The sequence below is a fragment of the Sulfuritalea sp. genome, from assembly GCF_031426875.1.
Lineage (GTDB): Bacteria > Pseudomonadota > Gammaproteobacteria > Burkholderiales > Rhodocyclaceae > Sulfuritalea.
In genome coordinates, this window is the sequence record NZ_JASJPC010000008.1 from 113,348 (window position 1) to 129,720 (window position 16,373).

Below are 16,373 nucleotides of genomic sequence, written 5' to 3' on the forward strand. Positions count from 1 at the left end.
TCAAGCCGCCTTGCGCCCCTTCAATTCCTCGCGAATTACCCGGCGAACGGTTTCGGCGATATCGGCGGTTTGCACGGAGGACTTCAGCGTTTCATTGATCAGCGTCTGGTAACCGCGCTCGCCGGCCATATGCTTGAAATGCTCGACGAGGGCGGCGTCGAGGTAGAGCGTGACCCGCTTCTTCGGCAGGACGACGCGCCCCGCGGATCGCTTGCGAAGTATCAGCTTGCCGTCATCGATGTCGGCCTGGGTGATAGGGGTGTCGTCGTCAAGTGTTGGGGTAGTAGATTTTTTCTTCATGGCGTTCTGCCTTTCGCATCGAAATCACCCTGATTTCTTCGTCAGTCTCCGCGGTAGCAATGGCTACCGCTTGTCCGTGCAGCAGGCCCAAGGTGATGAACCGCCGTTCCTCGTAGGCGAATCTCCTGTGTTCAAACGTTACGCTGGCCGGGTTTTCGATCACCTGCGGCGCATCCACGAAATCGTAGCCATGTTTCTTCAGGTTGGCCGCTTGCTTCCTCGGATCATGCGAATAGCGCATTAAAGCAATATATGTATGTTTATCTGCACAGTCAAGCAGCTCTGCGGGCTCGCTAGGCGCAATCGCCGCGCAAGGCGGCGACGTCCGTCTGCAACCTTTCCGGCATTGCCTCCGCTGCCTGCACGGCGGCGCCGATGACCAGTTCGATGCGCGAGAACACGCCGCGGCGGAAGGGCCGGGTCATCGCCGGACCGTCCTTGCGCGAGAAGAAGCTGCCCCAGAGTCCGCGCAGGGCCATCGGCACCACGGGCACCGGGTTGCGCGCGAGGATGCGCGTGATGCCGGGGCGGAAGGGGTTGATGTTGCCGTCGGCGGTGATCTTGCCTTCGGGGAATATGCCGACCAGATCGCCGGCATCGAGGGCCCTGCCGACTTCCTCGAAGGCCTTTTCCATCATCGCCGGGTTTTCCCTGGCCGAGGCGATGGGGATGGCCTTGCTGGTGCGGAAGACGAAGTTCAGCACCGGCCAGCGGAAGATGCCGTGGTCCATGACGAAGCGGATCGGACGCCGGCAGGCCGCCATGATCACCAGCGCATCGACGAAGCTAACGTGGTTGCAGACGATCACCGCCGGGCCCTCGTCCGGCACCTGGTCGAGGTTTTCCACGCGCAGGCGATACACGCTGTGGATCAGCATCCAGACCACGAAGCGCAGCAGGAATTCGGGCACCAGGCCGTAGATGAACAGCGCCACCGCGGCGTTGCACAGCGCCGCCACGGCGAACAGCATCGGGATGGTCAGGCCGGCCGCGAGCAGGCCGGCGGCGCAGAGCGCACCGACCACCATGAACAGCGCGTTCATGATGTTGTTGGCGGCGATGATGCGGGCGCCGTGCTCCGGGTTCGAACGCTGCTGCACCAGGGCGTAGAGCGGGACGATGAAGAAGCCGCCGAAGATGCCGAGCAGGACCAGGTCGAGCAGCACATGCCAGGTCGTGCCGGCTTCGAGCAGCGCCAGCGCGCCCAGCGGCAGCGGTGCCGGTGCGGCGGGCGAGGCCAGCGCGAGGTCGAGGGCGAACACGGTCATGCCGATCGAGCCCAGCGGCACCAGACCGAGTTCGACGCGGCGCGCCGAGAGTTTTTCGCAGAGCAGCGAACCGATGCCGATGCCGAAGGTGAAGGTCGCCAGCAGCAGGGTCACCGCGGTTTCGCTGCCGCCCAGCACGTTCTTCGTGTAGGCGGGAAACTGGGCGAGGAACAGCGCGCCGAACAGCCAGAACCACGAAATCCCCATGATGGAAAGAAACACGGTCTGGTTCTCGCGGGCGAACTGGATGTTGCGCCAGGTCTCGGTCAGCGGATTGATGCTGATGGCAAGAGTTGGCGCTGGCGGCACGGCGAGCGGGATCGCACGCGAGGCGATATAGCCGGCGACGGCGATCGCCAGCCCGGCGGCGGTGATCCAGGCCGTGCCGCCCTCGCTGCCGGCCAGCAGTCCGCCGAGCAGGGTGCCGACCAGGATGGCGATGAAGGTGCCGGCCTCGATCAGCGCGTTGCCGCCGACCAGTTCCTCGCTCTTCAGGTGCTGCGGCAGGATCGCGTATTTCACCGGGCCGAACAGCGTCGAATGCAGGCCCAGCAGGAACAGGGCGACGAACAGCACCGCAATGCTGTGCAGCACGAAGCCCGCCCCGGCGACGAGCACGATGCCGATCTCCAGCAGCTTGACCATTTGCGCCAGGCGCGACTTGTCGTACTTGTCGGCGAGCTGCCCCGCCGTCGCGGAAAACAGGAAAAAGGGCAGGATGAAGATGCCCGCGGCGAGGTTGGCCAGCAGTTCCGGCTTGATCGTGGTCCAGCTTGCCGCCTGGAAGGTCAGCAGCACGACCATGGCGTTCTTCAGCACGTTGTCGTTGAGCGCGCCGAGAAACTGGGTGACGAACAGGGGAGCGAAGCGGCGCGCGCGCAGCAGGCCGGATTGGGTACTCATCGGGAATAGTCCTTGATAAGGCGTGACGTTGGCAGGTTCCGAAGCGAGGTCGAATTGTCGCAGGAATGACGGACGCCGTGAATAGAAATGCCGATCAGATAGCGACGGCGCCGCGACGCTGCGGCCTGTCGAGAGGCAGCGTGCGCAAGCGCAGCGGCGCACCGCCCAAGCCGGAACGCTGCATCCAGGCGAACACCGAATCGACCGTGACGGTGTCGATCTGCCCGGCCATGCGCCGGCCGAAGGGATGGTCGTCGAAGGCGATGTGCGCCGACGATACGCGCGCACCGAGGCGCGTCAGCGACGAAATCTGCAGCGTCGTCGGCCGGTAGTCGTGGGCGCGCAGCCAGTCGCGCGCCGCCGCGCGGCTGGTGACGGCGGGTTCCGCCAGCAGCGCCAGGGTTTCGATCGCCCACTGGTTGCTTTGCTGGTAGGGCCCCGACCACGGGTAGGCGAGCATGTTGTAGCGCGGCTCGTGCAGCGCGGTCAGCACGCCGTCATCCTTGAGTTGCTCTGCCAGACGCAAGGCGAGCTCGGGCTTCAGCACCACCACCCCGGCTTCATGGACGTGGAGCCCGTCGCCGAAGAATTCGGCCAGACCCTGCCGGTACAGCGCGCTGCGACTGCTGCCGCACTGGTTGAGCTTATGCACCACGCGCCAGGCGCCGCGGCCGTCGAGCGCCGCGTCGTCGCGATAGGCGATGCCCAGATGCGAATAGCGCAGGCCGTACTGGCCAAGATCCTGTCCGGCGCGCGCGATCAGAACAACCCGGGTGCCGTCGCGCTGCGCCATCCCGTCGAGTTGTGCGGCGACACTGGCGGCGAGCGCCAGGTCGCGCCGCATCGAATCGAGGCTGGGCCGGCGCGGTTCGCAGTTCTGTCCGGCCAGGACCGGACCGGCGACGGCGATCAGGCACGCCACGGCCAGCGCGGCGCACAGCGCGCGGCGGACCATGTTCATCAAGCGGGTCGCCGTGTTCATCACCGTATCCTCTCGTTGTAGAGCAGCGATTCGCCCAAGGCATTGGGCACCAGGCAGATCACCTCGCCGGCGACCGAGAGCAGCCAGCCGGCGGCGATGGCGGTCACCGAGATCGCGGTGCCGGCCACCACCAGCGATGCGGCGGCGGCTTCGCCCGAGAAGCGCAGGCTGGCGGTGGCGCCGTCCGAAACGCGGCGCAGCAGCCACACCGTGCCCGAGGCGGAGGCCTCGACCGCGACCACGGTCAGCATGGCGCCGGCGCTGAGGATCATCACCGGTGCGGCGCTTAAAACCGCGACCGGCAGCGACAGCGAGAGGCTGGATGCGGCGCTGGCGTCGGCACCATGGGCATGCGTCGGCGCGGTCAGCAGCGCGGCGGCGGGAGCGAGTGCGATGCCGATCAGGGCGCGCAAGGCGCAGCGGCGGGATGTGTCGTGTGTCATGAGTATCTCCTTTGGTAGGCGCAGGGTTCAGTGGTTGGCGGCAGCGGGGTCGCCGGCGGGCAGGACAAGGCCGGGGTCCTGTGCGCGTTCGAGCCGCTCGGCCTCGTAGGCGTCGCGCAGGGTCTTGGCCAGCGTGAAAGCCGAGGAAATCAGGTAAAGCCAGCTCACCAGCAGGTAGGCTTTCCAGGTCGGATTGATCTCCATGCGCCACAGGCCCCAGGCGGTGAGCGCCATGGACAGGGCGAAGCCGCCCCAGACCACCATGGCCCACAGCGGGGTATCCGAAGGAGCGAGGGCGTTGTCGCGCACGTACTTGGACAGCGCGAAGGCCGACGAGAGGCAGAAGAAATAGCCCATGACCATGAAGGCGCGGTCGAGGTCGCCGCCCGGCAGCCAGGCCAGGCCGGTGCCGCAGACCAGCACGGCGATGCCGAAGGAAATCCAGACCTGCATGCGCCAAGCGCCGGTGTCGCGTTGCATGATGCGTACGGTGTTTTCCATGATGTGCTCCTTTGTCGTATGTCGGGTGTCGGGTGACGGGCGCATCATCGGCAAGGCGCGCCGACGGTACAAGCAAGGGCGACGATGTGCCATTTATCTCGACTTGTAGTATCGTTTGCGGCTACTTTTCCCCGGTATTGTCAATGTCATGAGCACCACCGCCGATCTGCTTGCGCTGCTCAAGAGCGAACTCAAAACCGCCGGCGTCACCTACGCCGTGGTCGCCGAACGCCTCGGCATGGCCGAATCCAGCGTCAAGCGGATGTTCTCGAAGGACGGCGACATGCCGCTGTCGCGCATCGACGACATCTGCCGCATCATCAATCTGGACTTTGCCGACCTCGCCCGCCGCGTTGCCGATACCGCGCCGCTGATGCTGGAGCTGACGCTGGCGCAGGAAAAAGCCGTGGTGGCCGACCGCACGCTGCTGGTGGTGGCGATCTGCGTCATGAGCCAGGTGCCGGCCGAGGAAATCCTCGCCATCTACGAGCTGAGCGAGGCGAAATTGGTCAAGGCGCTGGCGCAGCTGGACCGCATCGGCATCATCGACCTGCGCCCCGGCAACCGCTACCGGCTCAAGGTGGCCAAGGGTTTCCGCTGGCTGCCGCACGGCCCGGTGATGGAGTTCTTCCGCAAGGAGGTGTTGCACGACTATTTCGCCGGCGGCTTCGACGGCGAATCCGAAATGCTGATGGTGGTGCATGGCGAGATCGGCCGCGGCCTGGCCAATTCCTTCCGCGAGCGCCTGATGCGCGTCGGCCAGGATTTTTCCAACCAGCACCTGGCCGACCAGAAGCTGCCGGCCGAGCAGCGCCGCCCCTACACCATCGTCATCGGCATGCGTTCATGGCTGATGGCGGCGCTGGCCGACATGCAGCGGCGCAAGCCCTGAGCCGGACCGGGCGCGGATTACGCCGGTTGCCGGCTAGGGCGCGGCGCATGAACCCGCTGCACCAGGCGCATGACGATCAGCGCGGCCGCCGCGGTGGCGAGCAGGTGTTTGAGCGTATGGCCGGTGATGGCGCCCAGCGCGGCAGCGATCTCGTGGTCGTTGAGTTCGGCGAACTTGGCGACGACATAGATTGCCAGGGCGGAACCGAAGGCCAGGCGATCGGCGCCGGGCATACGGTAAATCCATTGCCAGAGCGGGATCAGCAGGATCGGCAGGACCTGCAGCAGCAGATAGGGGCGCAGGTCGCCGTTGCCCCCATTACCCCCATTACCCGCCAAGTCCGTGAAATACCACCAGGCGACGCTGAGGACGGCGACCAGTGCGAGCCATGAGACGAGTTTGCCGCTTTCCCGCTGGCGGACATCGCCCCAGACGCCGGCCAGCAATCCGGCACAGGCCAGGGCGATCGGCAGGCGGTCCCAGACCAGGCTGGCATTGTCGGGCGCGAGGTGGTACCAGGACGAGCCCAGGGCGGTCAACAACAGTCCGACCAGGAACAACCGGTAGCCGGCCCAGCCGCAGCGCAGCTCGGGATGCGCGCGCAGCGGAGCGAGCTTGATCCAGCCCCAGAGCGCCGCCAGCGCGAAGCCGAGATTGGACGTCACGTCGCAAAAATGCGGAACGCCGAAACGCAGAGTCTGGTCGGCGAAGTCGTGATATCCGGCGGGCTGGTGAATCGGGCCGTGGAACAGCGCGGCGGTGACCAACAGGACCGTAACGAGCAGCGGAAGACGGTGTTGCAGGGATTTCATGGCGTTCTCCTGAGTGATTCAGGCTCAGGATGCGAGCGGTCGGCAAGCGGGTAAACCGAATATCTCAAAGGCGCATCGATTGGCACGAAGGGTATTGGCTGCCGATACCGGGCCGCCCATTTTCACTGCTGACGCCAGGCAAGGCAAATGCAATAATGGCAGGCAACAAAAACGGAGGAGACCAGAATGGAAAAGCTGTGGCTGAAGCAGTATCCCGCCGGCGTACCTGCTGATATCGACGTCAATCAATACCAGACCGTCTCGCAAGTGCTCGAGGAGTCGATGAAGAATTATGCCGCGCGCACGGCCTTCATCTGCATGGGCAAGTCGATTTCCTATGCCCAGCTCGATACGCTGTCGCGCAATCTCGGCGCCTGGCTGCAGTCGCGCGGGCTGGCGTCCGGCGCGCGCGTCGCGCTGATGATGCCGAACATCATGCAATACCCGGTCTGCGTCGCCGCGGTGCTGCGCGCCGGTTATGTCGTGGTCAATGTCAATCCGCTGTACACGCCGCGCGAACTCGAACACCAGCTCAAGGACAGCGGCGCCGAAGCCATCGTCATCATCGAGAACTTCGCCACGACGCTGGAGAAGGTCGTCGCCAACACGCCCGTCAAGCACGTGGTGGTGGCCGCCATGGGCGACCTGCTGGGCGGCCTCAAGGGCATGCTGGTGAATTTCGTGGTGCGCAAGGTGAAGAAAATGGTGCCGGCGTTTTCGCTGCCGGGTTCGCTGCGCTTCAACGACGCCGTCGCCCAGGGCGCCGGCATGACGCTGAAACCGGTGGCACGCACGCCGGACGACGTCGCCTTCCTGCAATACACGGGCGGCACCACCGGCGTCTCGAAGGGCGCCACGCTGCAGAACCGCAACGTCGTCGCCAACATGCTGCAGGTCGAGGCCTGGATGCAGCCGGCGATCGACACCCACAGCGAAACCCAGAACAACTTCGTCTGCGCCCTGCCCCTGTACCACATCTTCGCGCTGACGGTGTGCAACATGATCGGCATGCGCACCGGCTCCTGCAACCTGCTGATTCCCAACCCGCGCGACATCCCGGGCTTCGTCAAGGAACTGTCCACCTTCAAGTTCAATGTCTTCCCCTGCCTCAACACGCTGTTCAACGCGCTGGCCAACAACCCGGAATTCGCCAAGCTGGATTTCTCCACGCTCAAGATCAGCCTCGGCGGCGGCATGGCGACCCAGCGGCCGGTGGCCGAGCGCTGGATGGCGCTGACCGGCAGCGCGATCGTCGAAGGCTACGGCCTGTCGGAAACCTCGCCGGTGGCGACCTGCAACGTCGCCAACCTCAAGGGCTTCACCGGCACCATCGGCCTGCCCCTGCCCTCGACCGAAATCGCCATCCGCGACGAGAACGGCAACGACCTGCCGCTCGGCGAATCCGGCGAGATCTGCATCCGCGGTCCGCAGGTGATGGCCGGTTACTGGAACCGCCCCGACGAGACGGCGAACGTCATGACCGCCGACGGCTTCTTCAAGTCGGGCGATGTCGGCATCATGGACGGCGAAGGCGCCACGCGCATCGTCGATCGCAAGAAGGACATGGTGCTGGTATCGGGTTTCAACGTCTATCCGAGCGAAGTCGAGGAGGTGGCCGTCACGCATCCGGGCGTGCTCGAGGCCGCGGTGATCGGCGTGCCTGACGAGCACTCAGGCGAAGTCGTCAAGCTGTTCATCGTCAAGAAGGACCCGGCGCTGACCGAAGCCGCGCTGCAGGACTTCCTCAAGGAACAGCTCACTGGCTACAAGCGGCCGAAGTACATCGAGTTCCGCGCCGACCTGCCGAAGTCGCCGGTGGGCAAGATCCTGCGCCGCGAACTGCGGCCCAAGAGCTGACGCCCGCGCGCCGCTGCCCACCGGTGGCGGCGCATAATCAAGCCTTCATTCGCGAAAAATCGACCATGCGCTTTGTCCTCATCCTGCTCGCCGGCCTGCTGCTGGCCGGCGCCGCCCATGCGCTGTCGCTGGCCGACATCTCCGGCAGGGACGCCAGCGGCGGCCTCAAGGAAGCCCTGACCCAGGGCGCCGGCAAGGCCGTAGACCTGCTCGGCAGGCAGGACGGTTTCCTCGGCAATCCGAAGGTGAAGATTCCGCTGCCCGAAAGCGTGCAGCAGATCGAGGGCCTGCTGCGCGGACTCGGCATGGGCCGCCAGGCCGACGAACTGATCAATGCCATGAACCGCGCCGCCGAGGCCGCGGTGCCCCAGGCCAAAACCCTGCTGGTGAACTCGATCAGGCAGATGTCGCTGCAGGATGCCAAGGGCATCCTGTCGGGCGGCGAGGATTCGGCCACGCAGTATTTCCGCCGCAGCACCGCAGGACCCTTGACCGAGAAGTTCAAGCCTGTGGTGAAGAAGGCCATGGCCAAGGTGAAACTCGCCGAGAAGTACGACCAGTTGGCCGGCAAGGCCGCCAAGCTGGGCCTGGTGCGCGAACAGGATGCGCAACTGGAAAACTACGTGACGCAAAAGACGCTCGACGGGCTTTACCTGATGATCGCCGAGGAAGAAAAGGCGATCCGCAAGGATCCCGCCGGGGCGGCCGGCAAACTGGCGCAGAAGGTCTTCGGCGCGCTCAGATAAAGCCGGTAAGACGGCAAGAGTTGGCGCTGGCGACCCGGCGCCGCGAAAGCATACATCCATGGTCAAACTCAACGCGGCGCAGCAGGAAGCCGTGCATCACCTCGACAGCCCCCTGCTGGTGCTGGCCGGCGCCGGCTCGGGCAAGACGCGCGTGATCACGCACAAGATCGCCTGGCTGGTCGACGAGTATGGCGTCAAGCCCTCGCAGATCGCCGCCATCACCTTCACCAACAAGGCGGCGAAGGAAATGAAGGAGCGCGTCGGCAAGCTGATCGGCGCGCGCGCCGAAGGCCTCATCGTCAGCACCTTCCACGCCCTCGGGGTGCGCATCCTGCGCCAGGAGGCCGCCGCCGTGGGCCTCAAGCCGGGCTTCTCGATCCTCGATGCGGCCGACACCACGGCGCTGTTCCAGGAACTCGCCGGCAATATCGACAAGGGCCGGCTGCGCGCGCTGCAGTCGCGCATCTCGCTGTGGAAGAACCAGCTCATCGAGCCGGCCGCGGCGCTGCAGCAGGCCGCGGACGAAACCGAATCCGCCGCAGCCACGCTTTACGCCGCTTACGAACGCACGCTGCGCGCCTATCAGGCTGTGGATTTCGACGACCTGATCCGCCTGCCGGTAGCACTGTTCACCGAGCACGAAGAAGTCGCGCAGCGCTGGCGCAGCCGCATCTGGCATTTGCTTGTGGACGAATACCAGGACACCAATCGCGGCCAGTACCGGCTGGTGCAGCTGCTGACCCAGGGCCGCGACTCCTTCACCGCGGTCGGCGACGACGACCAGTCGATCTACGCCTGGCGCGGCGCCGACAGCGAGAACCTGCGCCTGCTCAAACACGACTATCCGAGCCTCAAGGTGGTCAAACTGGAACAGAACTACCGCTCCACTTCGCGCATCCTGCATGCCGCCAACACGCTGATCGCCAACAACCCCAAGCTGTTCGAAAAAAAGCTGTGGTCCGAGCACGGCCAGGGCGAGGCGATCCACATCCAGACCTGCCGCGACGGCGACCACGAGGCCGAGTGGGTCGCCTCGCGCCTCTCGGCCCATCGCTTCGAGCGGCGCACCAAGTTCTCCGATTACGCCATCCTCTATCGCGGCAACCACCAGGCGCGCGCCATCGAGCAGCAATTGCGCGCCCAACGCATTCCCTATGTCATCTCGGGCGGGCAATCCTTCTTCGACCGCGCCGAGATCAAGGACCTCACCTGCTACCTGCGCCTGCTGGCCAACCAGGACGACGATCCGGCCTTCATCCGCGCCGTGACCACGCCCAAGCGCGGCATCGGCGGCACCACGCTGGAAGGGCTCGGCCGCGCCGCCGGGCGCAGCCACCAGGGCCTGTTCGCCAGCATCTACGCGCCGGGGCTGGACGCCGAGCTCAACACCAAGCAGCGCACCGCGCTGCGCGAGTTCGGCGACTTCATCAAGCGCATCGAAGCGCGCGCCGCGAAAGAGCCGGCCGCGCAGGTGCTGAACGATTTGCTCAAGGCCATCGGCTACGAAAGCTGGCTGTTCGAAGCGCTCGATGTGCGCGAGGCCGAAACCAAATGGGCCAATGTCTGCGACTTCGTCGAATGGCTGGGCAGGAAGGGCGAGGAGGAAAGCAAGAACCTGCTCGAACTGGCGCAGTCCGTCGCGTTGCTGTCGATGCTCGACAAGGGCGAAGATGAACAGGATGCGGTGCAACTCGCCACGCTGCACGCGGCGAAGGGCCTCGAATTCCGCCATGTCTTCCTGGTCGGCGTCGAGGAAGGCCTGCTGCCGCATCGCGACTCGCTCGATGCGGCGCGCATGGAAGAAGAGCGGCGCCTGATGTATGTCGGCATCACGCGCGCGCAGGCCAGCCTGACCGTGAGCTGGTGCGAGAAGCGCAAGCAGGGCCGCGAATGGATGCCGCGCGAGCCCTCGCGCTTCATCGCCGAAATGGGCGAGGCGGCGCAGAAAGCCTCGGTGCAAGGCAATACCGTGCCGGAGCCCGAGGCCGCCCGTGCCAGGGCCGGCGCCTTGCGCGCCATGCTCGCTGGCAAGCGCTAGATGTCGACAATCCTGTGGGACCGGCTTCAGCCGGCGAGGGTCAAGGCGGACTGAAGTCCGCCCTACAAAACCCGCAGGGCGCCCCCTGTAGGGCCGGCTTCAGCCGGCCATGGCGCTGGAAGAAAAAAGGGACCGCTGCGGTCCCTTGCTCCTGGCGCGCCTATGCGCCTGCTTACTTCGCCGCCGGTTCCTTGAAGCTGGCGCCGGACTTGTTCGCCATATAGACGATGGTGCGCGCCAGTTCGGTATCGTTGGCGTCCGAGCCGCCCCTGGGCGGCATGGCATTCTTGCCGGCAATCGCCGACTTCATCAGGCCATCGAGACCCAGCGCGATGCGCGGCGCCCAGGCGGCCTTGTCGCCCAGCTTCGGCGCGTTGGCCACGCCGGCCTCATGACAGGCGCCGCAGATGGCCTTGTAGATCTGCTCGCCGCTGCGCTCGCCGCCGGCAGCGGCTGCCGGGGCCGCCAGTTCGACGCGGGCCACGGGAGCGATGCGCTGGTTGGCGGCTTCCGCGTCGCCTGCGGGGCGGCCGCCCATGGCGATTGCGGATACGGAGAGAACAAGCACGCCCGCCGCTGCGAGGGTGCGGATATTCGAATGGACCATGAGCAGCCTTCCCGGAAGAGTCAAACAGAGCGGGCGATTATAGCGGATACACCCGTCCCGCAATGGACGCCGCCCCCCGAACGGGTTATGCTTCGCCCCCTCGCGCGCTCGTAGCTCAATGGATAGAGTACTGGCCTCCGAAGCCAGGGGTTGTGGGTTCGATCCCCGCCGAGCGCGCCAAACTCCCCGTCCAAATCCCCTTCGCGTCACCTTACGTGTATGCCGCGTCACGCGGCCTCATTCGCCTGCTTGTCTTCGAGCAGCCGCACCAGGGCGTGCAGGACGCGATTGACCGGCGTCGCGATGCCCAGCGCCTCGCCGCGGCGCAGCACGTAGCCGTTGAGGTGGTCGATTTCGCTGCGCTTGCCGCGCGCCAAATCCTGGGCGGTGGACGACAACTGGCTGGGCATGGTCCGCACGATGTCGGCCACGGCCTGATGGATGTCGCCGGGCAGGGTCACGCCTTCGGCCTGGGCCACGGCCAGACATTCGGCGACGATGTCGCGCATCACCCCATCCACACCGGTGCCCGCGACGACGCGGCCGTAGGGCAGCTGCGTGATGGCCGAGAGCGCGTTCCAGGCGCAATTGATGATCAGCTTGGCCCACAGCGCGCCGGCGACATTGTCGGAGACCTGCACCGGCACGCCGGCGGCGGCGAACAGCCGCGCCAGTTCGGCGCCGTGGGGCGACGGCCCGATCACCAGCTCGCCGCGCCCGCGGTGTTTGACATGCCCCGGCCCGGCCATTTCGGCCGCAACATAGACCACGGCCGGCAGCACCTCGCGCCCGAGCAGCACCTGCAGGCGGTCGGCATTATCGACGCCGTTCTGCAGGCTCAGGATGATTGCGTCGGCGGCCAGGTGCGGCGCCATTTCCGCGGCGGCCGTCGCGGTATCGGTCGACTTGACGCAGCACAGCACCAGTTGCGCCCCTGCCACGCCGCCGGCATCGGTGCCGGCCTCCAGCGCGACATGCTCGCGGAAGGATTGCGCATCCAGCAGCAGGCCGTCGCGCTCGATCGCCGCGACGTGCTGCGGCCGTCCGACCAGGACCACCGCATGGCCGGCGCGGGCCAGCATTCCACCGTAATAGCAACCCACCGCACCGGCGCCCATCACCGCAATCTTCATTTCGCCCTCCTGTTCGTCATACACATCCGCCGCCGGCCAACTTACCCGGGAAACCTTCAGGCCGAGATTAGCAGCCCGCAGGCCCGGCCGCAGAAAGTTGACGCTGGCAAGACGGCGCCTGCGCGTCCACGCGCAGCGCGATGCAGGGCGGCGTGGTCGTGCCCGCGCAGATCGCGACGGAACCAGACGAGGGCGGCGGGCATGGGATGATCGAACGGGGATACTCGGGAAGGTACTGACAGATTACAATGACGCCAGATCCATGGAAACCGTCAGTCTCGCCAACCACTTTCTGATCGCCATGCCCGCCATGGCCGACCCGAATTTTTCCCGCACCCTGACCTACATCTGCGAACACAACGCCGACGGCGCGATCGGCATCATCGTCAATCGCCCGATGGACATGAACCTCGCCGGACTGTTCGACCGTGTCAGCATTCCTCTCGAAGACCAGCAAGCCGAGGCCCGCTTCGCCGGACTGCCGGTGTATTTCGGCGGCCCGGTGCAGACCGATCGCGGCTTCGTGCTGCACCGGCCGGCCGGGCAATGGCAGTCTTCGCTCAGCATCAGCGATGAAATCGCGCTGACCAGTTCGCGCGACATCCTCCAGTCCATGGGCAGCACCGGCCTGCCGGCCGAAGTGCTGGTCAGCCTCGGCTATGCCGGCTGGACCGCCGGACAGCTCGAATGGGAGCTGTCGCAAAACGCCTGGCTGACGGTGGAAGCCGACGTCGGCATCATCTTCTATGTGCCGCCCGAAGAACGGCTGCCGGCGGCGATGCAACTGCTCGGCGTGGATTTCGCCAATCTGTCCGAAGTGGCCGGACATGCCTGAGCGCCTGCCGCCGGGCCGCCCCAAGGCAAGCGCAGCGTTCGACCCGGAGCCGCCCGTGGGCGGCGAACCAGCGTCACCCCCGCCGGGGCGGGGAGCGGGGGGTGGGGGCCTTGCTGCTGCGGGTTCGGTACTGGCTTTCGATTTCGGCACCAAGCGCATCGGCGTCGCCATCGGTACCCTGCTCGGTGCGGGTCGCTCCGCTGCGGCACGGCCGCTGACCACTATCGACGCCGAAGGCAACGATGCGCGCTTCGACGCCATCGCCCGGCTCATCGCCGAATGGCAGCCGGTGCAATTGCTGGTGGGCCGGCCCCTCAACGAGGACGGCACGCCGCACGAAATGACGGCACGCTGCACGCGCTTCGCCAACCAGTTGCGCGGGCGTTTCCGCCTACCGGTCGATGAAGTCGACGAGCGCTTCAGCTCCACCGCGGCCGAGGCGAACCTGCGCGAGCGCGGACTGTCCTGGCAGCAACGCAAACTGCAGGTCGATGCCGAAGCCGCCTGCATCATTCTCCAAACCTGGTTCGACAACCATGCCGCAACGCCTGCCACTGCCTGACGCCGAAGCGCTCTGCGCCACCCTCGCCGAGGCCATGCGGCCCCACGTCGACCCTGCCGCGACGGCGCTGGTGGGCATCCACACCGGCGGCGTCTGGGTTGCCGAGCGCCTGCATGCGGCGCTGGGCCTGAAGCTGCCGCCCGGCTCGATGGATGTCTCCTTCTATCGCGACGACTTCCATCAGCGTGGCCTGCATGCCAACGCCAAGACCTCGCAGATTCCCTTCGAGGTCGACGGCGCGCACATCGTGATCGTCGATGACGTATTGCACACCGGCCGCACCATCCGCGCGGCCATGAACGAACTGTTCGACTACGGCCGGCCGGCGAGGATAGACCTCGCCGTGCTGATCGACCGCGGCGGCCGCGAGCTGCCCATCGCCCCCGGTTTCTGTGCGCATGCCCTGAGCCTGCCTGCCGCGCAGATGCTGGCGCTGGAGCGGGACGCAGACGGCGGGCTCTCCTTCCGGGTGATAGAGAAATGAGCTTCATGAACGGCGGCGGCAACCCGCAACTCAACCGGCACGGCGAACTCAACCACCTGCTGACCATCGAAGGCCTGCCGCGCGAGGTGCTCGAGCGCATCCTCGATACCGCCGCGCCCTTTACCGAAGTCGCCGAGCGCGAGGTGAAGAAAGTGCCGCTGTTGCGCGGCAAGAGCGTGTTCAACCTGTTCTTCGAGAACTCGACGCGCACCCGCACCACTTTCGAGATCGCCGCCAAGCGGCTTTCCGCCGACGTCATCAATCTCAACATCAACACCTCGTCGGCGAGCAAGGGCGAGACCCTGCTCGACACCGCCGACAACCTCGCGGCGATGCAGGCCGACATGTTCGTCGTGCGCCATGCCTCCTCCGGCGCGCCCTACCTGATCGCGCAGCACCTGGGCGCCACCGGGCGCGACCACATCCACGTGGTGAATGCCGGCGACGGCCGCCATGCGCATCCGACGCAAGGCCTGCTGGACATGTACACCATCCGCCACTACAAGAAGGACTTCACCCAGCTGACCGTGGCCATCGTCGGCGACGTGCTGCATTCGCGCGTGGCGCGCAGCCAGATCCATGCCCTGACCACGCTGGGCGTGCCCGAAGTGCGCGTGATCGGCCCCAAGACCCTGCTGCCGACCGGCGTCGAACGCCTCGGCGTCAGGGTGTTCAACGACATGCGCGAAGGCCTGCGCGGCGTCGATGTGGTGATGATGCTGCGGCTGCAGAACGAACGCATGCAGGGCGCACTGCTGCCCTCGACCCAGGAATATTTCAAGTCCTACGGCCTGACCCCGGAAAAACTCGCGCTGGCCAAGCCCGACGCCATCGTCATGCATCCGGGACCGATGAACCGCGGCGTCGAAATCGATTCGGCGGTGGCCGACGGCGGCCAGGCGGTGATCCTGCCGCAGGTCACCTTCGGCATTGCGGTGCGTATGGCCGTGATGGCGATGCTGGCGGGGAACTGAGATTGGTGGAATCCCAGTGATATCGCTGGAACTTGCTCGCTACAGGAGCGCATCACAAAGGGCACGCGTATTTAGCGAGTCCTGGATCGAAGCCAACTTTGATTGCCCAAAGTGTTTCGGCTCGTTAGAACGGACTCCTAACAATACTTCGGCGAAGGACTTCGTATGCTCTCCATGCGGGTATGGGTTTGAGTTGAAAAGCAAGCAAGGACTATTCGGAAATCAGGTAGTTGACGGTGCATATCAGACTATGTTGGCTTCGATACGCTCCGATGCCCGTCCCCATTTGTTGCTGCTCAGCTATACCACGGACTATCAAGTTCGTGACGTCACTGCTGTTCCAAGGCAATTTCTGATTGAGGAAATTGTTATTCCACGAAAGCCGCTTGGGCAACATTGCCGCAGAGCGGGCTGGCAAGGCTGTAACCTCAACATCGGTATGCTGCCACTCGATGGTCGAATTAAGTTTGTCTCCAATTTCCGGAACGCTCCTCGTGAAATCGTAAGTGCTGCTTGGAAGCAGGCTGAATTCTTGGACAATTACAAAGCCGCCAAACGAAGCTGGATCGCAGTCACCATGGCGTTAGTTCGGCAACTTAACAAACGCTCCTTTACGCTTGGCGAGCTATATGAGCTTGAAGGCGAAGCAAGAAAGGCTTTCCCGAACAACGCGCACGTCAAAGAGAAATTGCGCCAGCAACTTCAGCATCTCCGCGACAGAGGGTGGTTGCATTTCGAGAGTAAGGGGAATTACCGTCTTTCTGATGCTACGTTACGAGTAACAGACTAATCGCGCAGGATAGCCACTATGTCGACAGAATCCAGACTCACGTCTAACCGATCTCCCAACGCGAAGCCTCGAGTTCTCGTCGTCGTTTCAGGAGGCGTCGCTGACTTCATAGCGGACGACGGTGTTGATGTGGTGATTTTCGATTGGGATGACTATGAATCGGCCGCAGAGATTACGCCTAAGCCACCAAGGCGTTTTGAGGACTTGGCTGTTGAATGCGGCATCCCCGTTTCAGGCGACTTGGCG

19 protein-coding genes and 1 tRNA gene are annotated in these 16,373 nt (G+C 65.1%); 10 read left to right on the forward strand and 10 right to left on the reverse strand.

What is annotated here, in order from left to right:
• The 6 genes from RMO95_RS04095 to RMO95_RS04120 all read right to left on the reverse strand — a co-directional run bounded on the left by RMO95_RS04095 (position 1) and on the right by RMO95_RS04120 (position 4,397).
• Complete coding sequence (locus RMO95_RS04095; RefSeq protein WP_310449320.1) at positions 1-300, reverse strand: BrnA antitoxin family protein; 300 nt, start codon at positions 298-300, stop codon at positions 1-3.
• A complete protein-coding gene (locus RMO95_RS04100) occupies positions 269-541 on the reverse strand; it encodes a BrnT family toxin (protein ID WP_310449321.1) in 273 nt (90 codons plus the stop codon). The genes RMO95_RS04095 and RMO95_RS04100 overlap by 32 nt, the downstream gene beginning before the upstream one ends.
• 52 nt (positions 542-593) lie before the next feature.
• Positions 594-2,471, reverse strand: a complete 1,878-nt coding sequence (locus RMO95_RS04105) for an MFS transporter (protein WP_310449322.1) — start codon at positions 2,469-2,471, stop codon at positions 594-596.
• Between the two features lie 94 nt (positions 2,472-2,565).
• On the reverse strand, positions 2,566-3,453 hold the full coding sequence (locus RMO95_RS04110) for a DUF2145 domain-containing protein (protein ID WP_310449323.1): 888 nt from the start codon (positions 3,451-3,453) through the stop codon (positions 2,566-2,568).
• Positions 3,453-3,896, reverse strand: coding sequence for a hypothetical protein (locus RMO95_RS04115; RefSeq protein ID WP_310449324.1), 444 nt, complete (start codon positions 3,894-3,896; stop codon positions 3,453-3,455). Before RMO95_RS04115 ends, RMO95_RS04110 begins: the two co-directional genes overlap by 1 nt.
• Positions 3,897-3,923: 27 nt before the next feature.
• Positions 3,924-4,397 carry a YiaA/YiaB family inner membrane protein gene (locus tag RMO95_RS04120; RefSeq protein WP_310449325.1) on the reverse strand — a complete coding sequence of 158 codons (474 nt, stop codon included), beginning with the start codon at positions 4,395-4,397 and terminating at the stop codon, positions 3,924-3,926.
• Between the two features lie 148 nt (positions 4,398-4,545).
• Between RMO95_RS04120 and RMO95_RS04125 the strand changes: the two genes are divergently transcribed.
• Entirely contained in the window at positions 4,546-5,289 is a 744-nt protein-coding gene (locus RMO95_RS04125; RefSeq protein WP_310449326.1) for a helix-turn-helix transcriptional regulator, read from the forward strand.
• Positions 5,290-5,306: 17 nt separating this feature from the next.
• Here the strand turns inward: RMO95_RS04125 and RMO95_RS04130 are convergent, their stop codons facing one another.
• Positions 5,307-6,101: a hypothetical protein gene (locus RMO95_RS04130; protein WP_310449327.1), complete on the reverse strand. Its 795-nt coding sequence runs from the start codon at positions 6,099-6,101 to the stop codon at positions 5,307-5,309.
• Between the two features lie 186 nt (positions 6,102-6,287).
• Between RMO95_RS04130 and RMO95_RS04135 the strand changes: the two genes are divergently transcribed.
• The 3 genes from RMO95_RS04135 to RMO95_RS04145 all read left to right on the forward strand — a co-directional run bounded on the left by RMO95_RS04135 (position 6,288) and on the right by RMO95_RS04145 (position 10,742).
• A complete protein-coding gene (locus RMO95_RS04135) occupies positions 6,288-7,958 on the forward strand; it encodes a long-chain-fatty-acid--CoA ligase (protein ID WP_310449328.1) in 1,671 nt (556 codons plus the stop codon).
• A 65-nt stretch (positions 7,959-8,023) separates the two neighbouring features.
• Entirely contained in the window at positions 8,024-8,704 is a 681-nt protein-coding gene (locus RMO95_RS04140; protein ID WP_310449329.1) for a DUF4197 domain-containing protein, read from the forward strand.
• 58 nt (positions 8,705-8,762) lie between these two features.
• The gene (locus RMO95_RS04145; protein WP_310449330.1) at positions 8,763-10,742 is read left to right on the forward strand and encodes a UvrD-helicase domain-containing protein; all 1,980 of its coding nucleotides are present in this window, start codon (positions 8,763-8,765) and stop codon (positions 10,740-10,742) included.
• 172 nt (positions 10,743-10,914) lie between these two features.
• Here the strand turns inward: RMO95_RS04145 and RMO95_RS04150 are convergent, their stop codons facing one another.
• Positions 10,915-11,349, reverse strand: a complete 435-nt coding sequence (locus RMO95_RS04150; protein WP_310449331.1) for a c-type cytochrome — start codon at positions 11,347-11,349, stop codon at positions 10,915-10,917.
• Positions 11,350-11,453: 104 nt separating this feature from the next.
• Between RMO95_RS04150 and RMO95_RS04155 the strand changes: the two genes are divergently transcribed.
• Positions 11,454-11,529, forward strand: a tRNA-Arg gene (locus RMO95_RS04155).
• Positions 11,530-11,576: 47 nt separating this feature from the next.
• Here the strand turns inward: RMO95_RS04155 and RMO95_RS04160 are convergent.
• Positions 11,577-12,482, reverse strand: coding sequence for a 2-dehydropantoate 2-reductase (locus tag RMO95_RS04160; RefSeq protein WP_310449332.1), 906 nt, complete (start codon positions 12,480-12,482; stop codon positions 11,577-11,579).
• Between the two features lie 56 nt (positions 12,483-12,538).
• Positions 12,539-12,685 carry a deoxyribodipyrimidine photo-lyase gene (locus tag RMO95_RS23105; RefSeq protein ID WP_409574926.1) on the reverse strand — a complete coding sequence of 49 codons (147 nt, stop codon included), beginning with the start codon at positions 12,683-12,685 and terminating at the stop codon, positions 12,539-12,541.
• 59 nt (positions 12,686-12,744) lie between these two features.
• On the opposite strand from RMO95_RS23105, the gene RMO95_RS04165 reads away from it, so the two are divergent.
• From RMO95_RS04165 to RMO95_RS04185, 5 genes are read left to right on the forward strand one after another with little or no spacing between them, the layout of a single operon-like run.
• Positions 12,745-13,317 (forward strand): YqgE/AlgH family protein, encoded by a 573-nt coding sequence (locus tag RMO95_RS04165; RefSeq protein WP_310449333.1) that lies wholly within the window; start codon positions 12,745-12,747, stop codon positions 13,315-13,317.
• Positions 13,310-13,879, forward strand: a complete 570-nt coding sequence (gene ruvX / locus RMO95_RS04170) for a Holliday junction resolvase RuvX (RefSeq protein WP_310449334.1) — start codon at positions 13,310-13,312, stop codon at positions 13,877-13,879. Before RMO95_RS04165 ends, ruvX begins: the two co-directional genes overlap by 8 nt.
• The gene (gene pyrR / locus RMO95_RS04175) at positions 13,866-14,363 is read left to right on the forward strand and encodes a bifunctional pyr operon transcriptional regulator/uracil phosphoribosyltransferase PyrR (RefSeq protein WP_310449468.1); all 498 of its coding nucleotides are present in this window, start codon (positions 13,866-13,868) and stop codon (positions 14,361-14,363) included. Before ruvX ends, pyrR begins: the two co-directional genes overlap by 14 nt.
• A gap of 5 nt (positions 14,364-14,368) precedes the next feature.
• Entirely contained in the window at positions 14,369-15,337 is a 969-nt protein-coding gene (locus RMO95_RS04180) for an aspartate carbamoyltransferase catalytic subunit (RefSeq protein ID WP_310449469.1), read from the forward strand.
• Between the two features lie 16 nt (positions 15,338-15,353).
• Positions 15,354-16,127, forward strand: coding sequence for a DpnI domain-containing protein (locus RMO95_RS04185; RefSeq protein ID WP_310449335.1), 774 nt, complete (start codon positions 15,354-15,356; stop codon positions 16,125-16,127).
• Positions 16,128-16,373 lie beyond the last annotated feature (246 nt).

Excerpts from the sequence above, each read along its gene's own strand:
- RMO95_RS04095 (WP_310449320.1), bottom strand. The coding sequence starts at position 300 with ATGAAGAAAAAATCTACTACCCCAACACTTGACGACGACACCCCTATC.
- RMO95_RS04100 (WP_310449321.1), bottom strand. The coding sequence starts at position 541 with ATGCGCTATTCGCATGATCCGAGGAAGCAAGCGGCCAACCTGAAGAAA.
- RMO95_RS04105 (WP_310449322.1), bottom strand. The coding sequence starts at position 2,471 with ATGAGTACCCAATCCGGCCTGCTGCGCGCGCGCCGCTTCGCTCCCCTG.
- RMO95_RS04110 (WP_310449323.1), bottom strand. The coding sequence starts at position 3,453 with ATGAACACGGCGACCCGCTTGATGAACATGGTCCGCCGCGCGCTGTGC.
- RMO95_RS04115 (WP_310449324.1), bottom strand. The coding sequence starts at position 3,896 with ATGACACACGACACATCCCGCCGCTGCGCCTTGCGCGCCCTGATCGGC.
- RMO95_RS04120 (WP_310449325.1), bottom strand. The coding sequence starts at position 4,397 with ATGGAAAACACCGTACGCATCATGCAACGCGACACCGGCGCTTGGCGC.
- RMO95_RS04125 (WP_310449326.1), top strand. The coding sequence starts at position 4,546 with ATGAGCACCACCGCCGATCTGCTTGCGCTGCTCAAGAGCGAACTCAAA.
- RMO95_RS04130 (WP_310449327.1), bottom strand. The coding sequence starts at position 6,101 with ATGAAATCCCTGCAACACCGTCTTCCGCTGCTCGTTACGGTCCTGTTG.
- RMO95_RS04135 (WP_310449328.1), top strand. The coding sequence starts at position 6,288 with ATGGAAAAGCTGTGGCTGAAGCAGTATCCCGCCGGCGTACCTGCTGAT.
- RMO95_RS04140 (WP_310449329.1), top strand. The coding sequence starts at position 8,024 with ATGCGCTTTGTCCTCATCCTGCTCGCCGGCCTGCTGCTGGCCGGCGCC.
- RMO95_RS04145 (WP_310449330.1), top strand. The coding sequence starts at position 8,763 with ATGGTCAAACTCAACGCGGCGCAGCAGGAAGCCGTGCATCACCTCGAC.
- RMO95_RS04150 (WP_310449331.1), bottom strand. The coding sequence starts at position 11,349 with ATGGTCCATTCGAATATCCGCACCCTCGCAGCGGCGGGCGTGCTTGTT.
- RMO95_RS04160 (WP_310449332.1), bottom strand. The coding sequence starts at position 12,482 with ATGAAGATTGCGGTGATGGGCGCCGGTGCGGTGGGTTGCTATTACGGT.
- RMO95_RS23105 (WP_409574926.1), bottom strand. The coding sequence starts at position 12,685 with ATGCCCGCCGCCCTCGTCTGGTTCCGTCGCGATCTGCGCGGGCACGAC.
- RMO95_RS04165 (WP_310449333.1), top strand. The coding sequence starts at position 12,745 with ATGGAAACCGTCAGTCTCGCCAACCACTTTCTGATCGCCATGCCCGCC.
- ruvX (WP_310449334.1), top strand. The coding sequence starts at position 13,310 with ATGCCTGAGCGCCTGCCGCCGGGCCGCCCCAAGGCAAGCGCAGCGTTC.
- RMO95_RS04180 (WP_310449469.1), top strand. The coding sequence starts at position 14,369 with ATGAACGGCGGCGGCAACCCGCAACTCAACCGGCACGGCGAACTCAAC.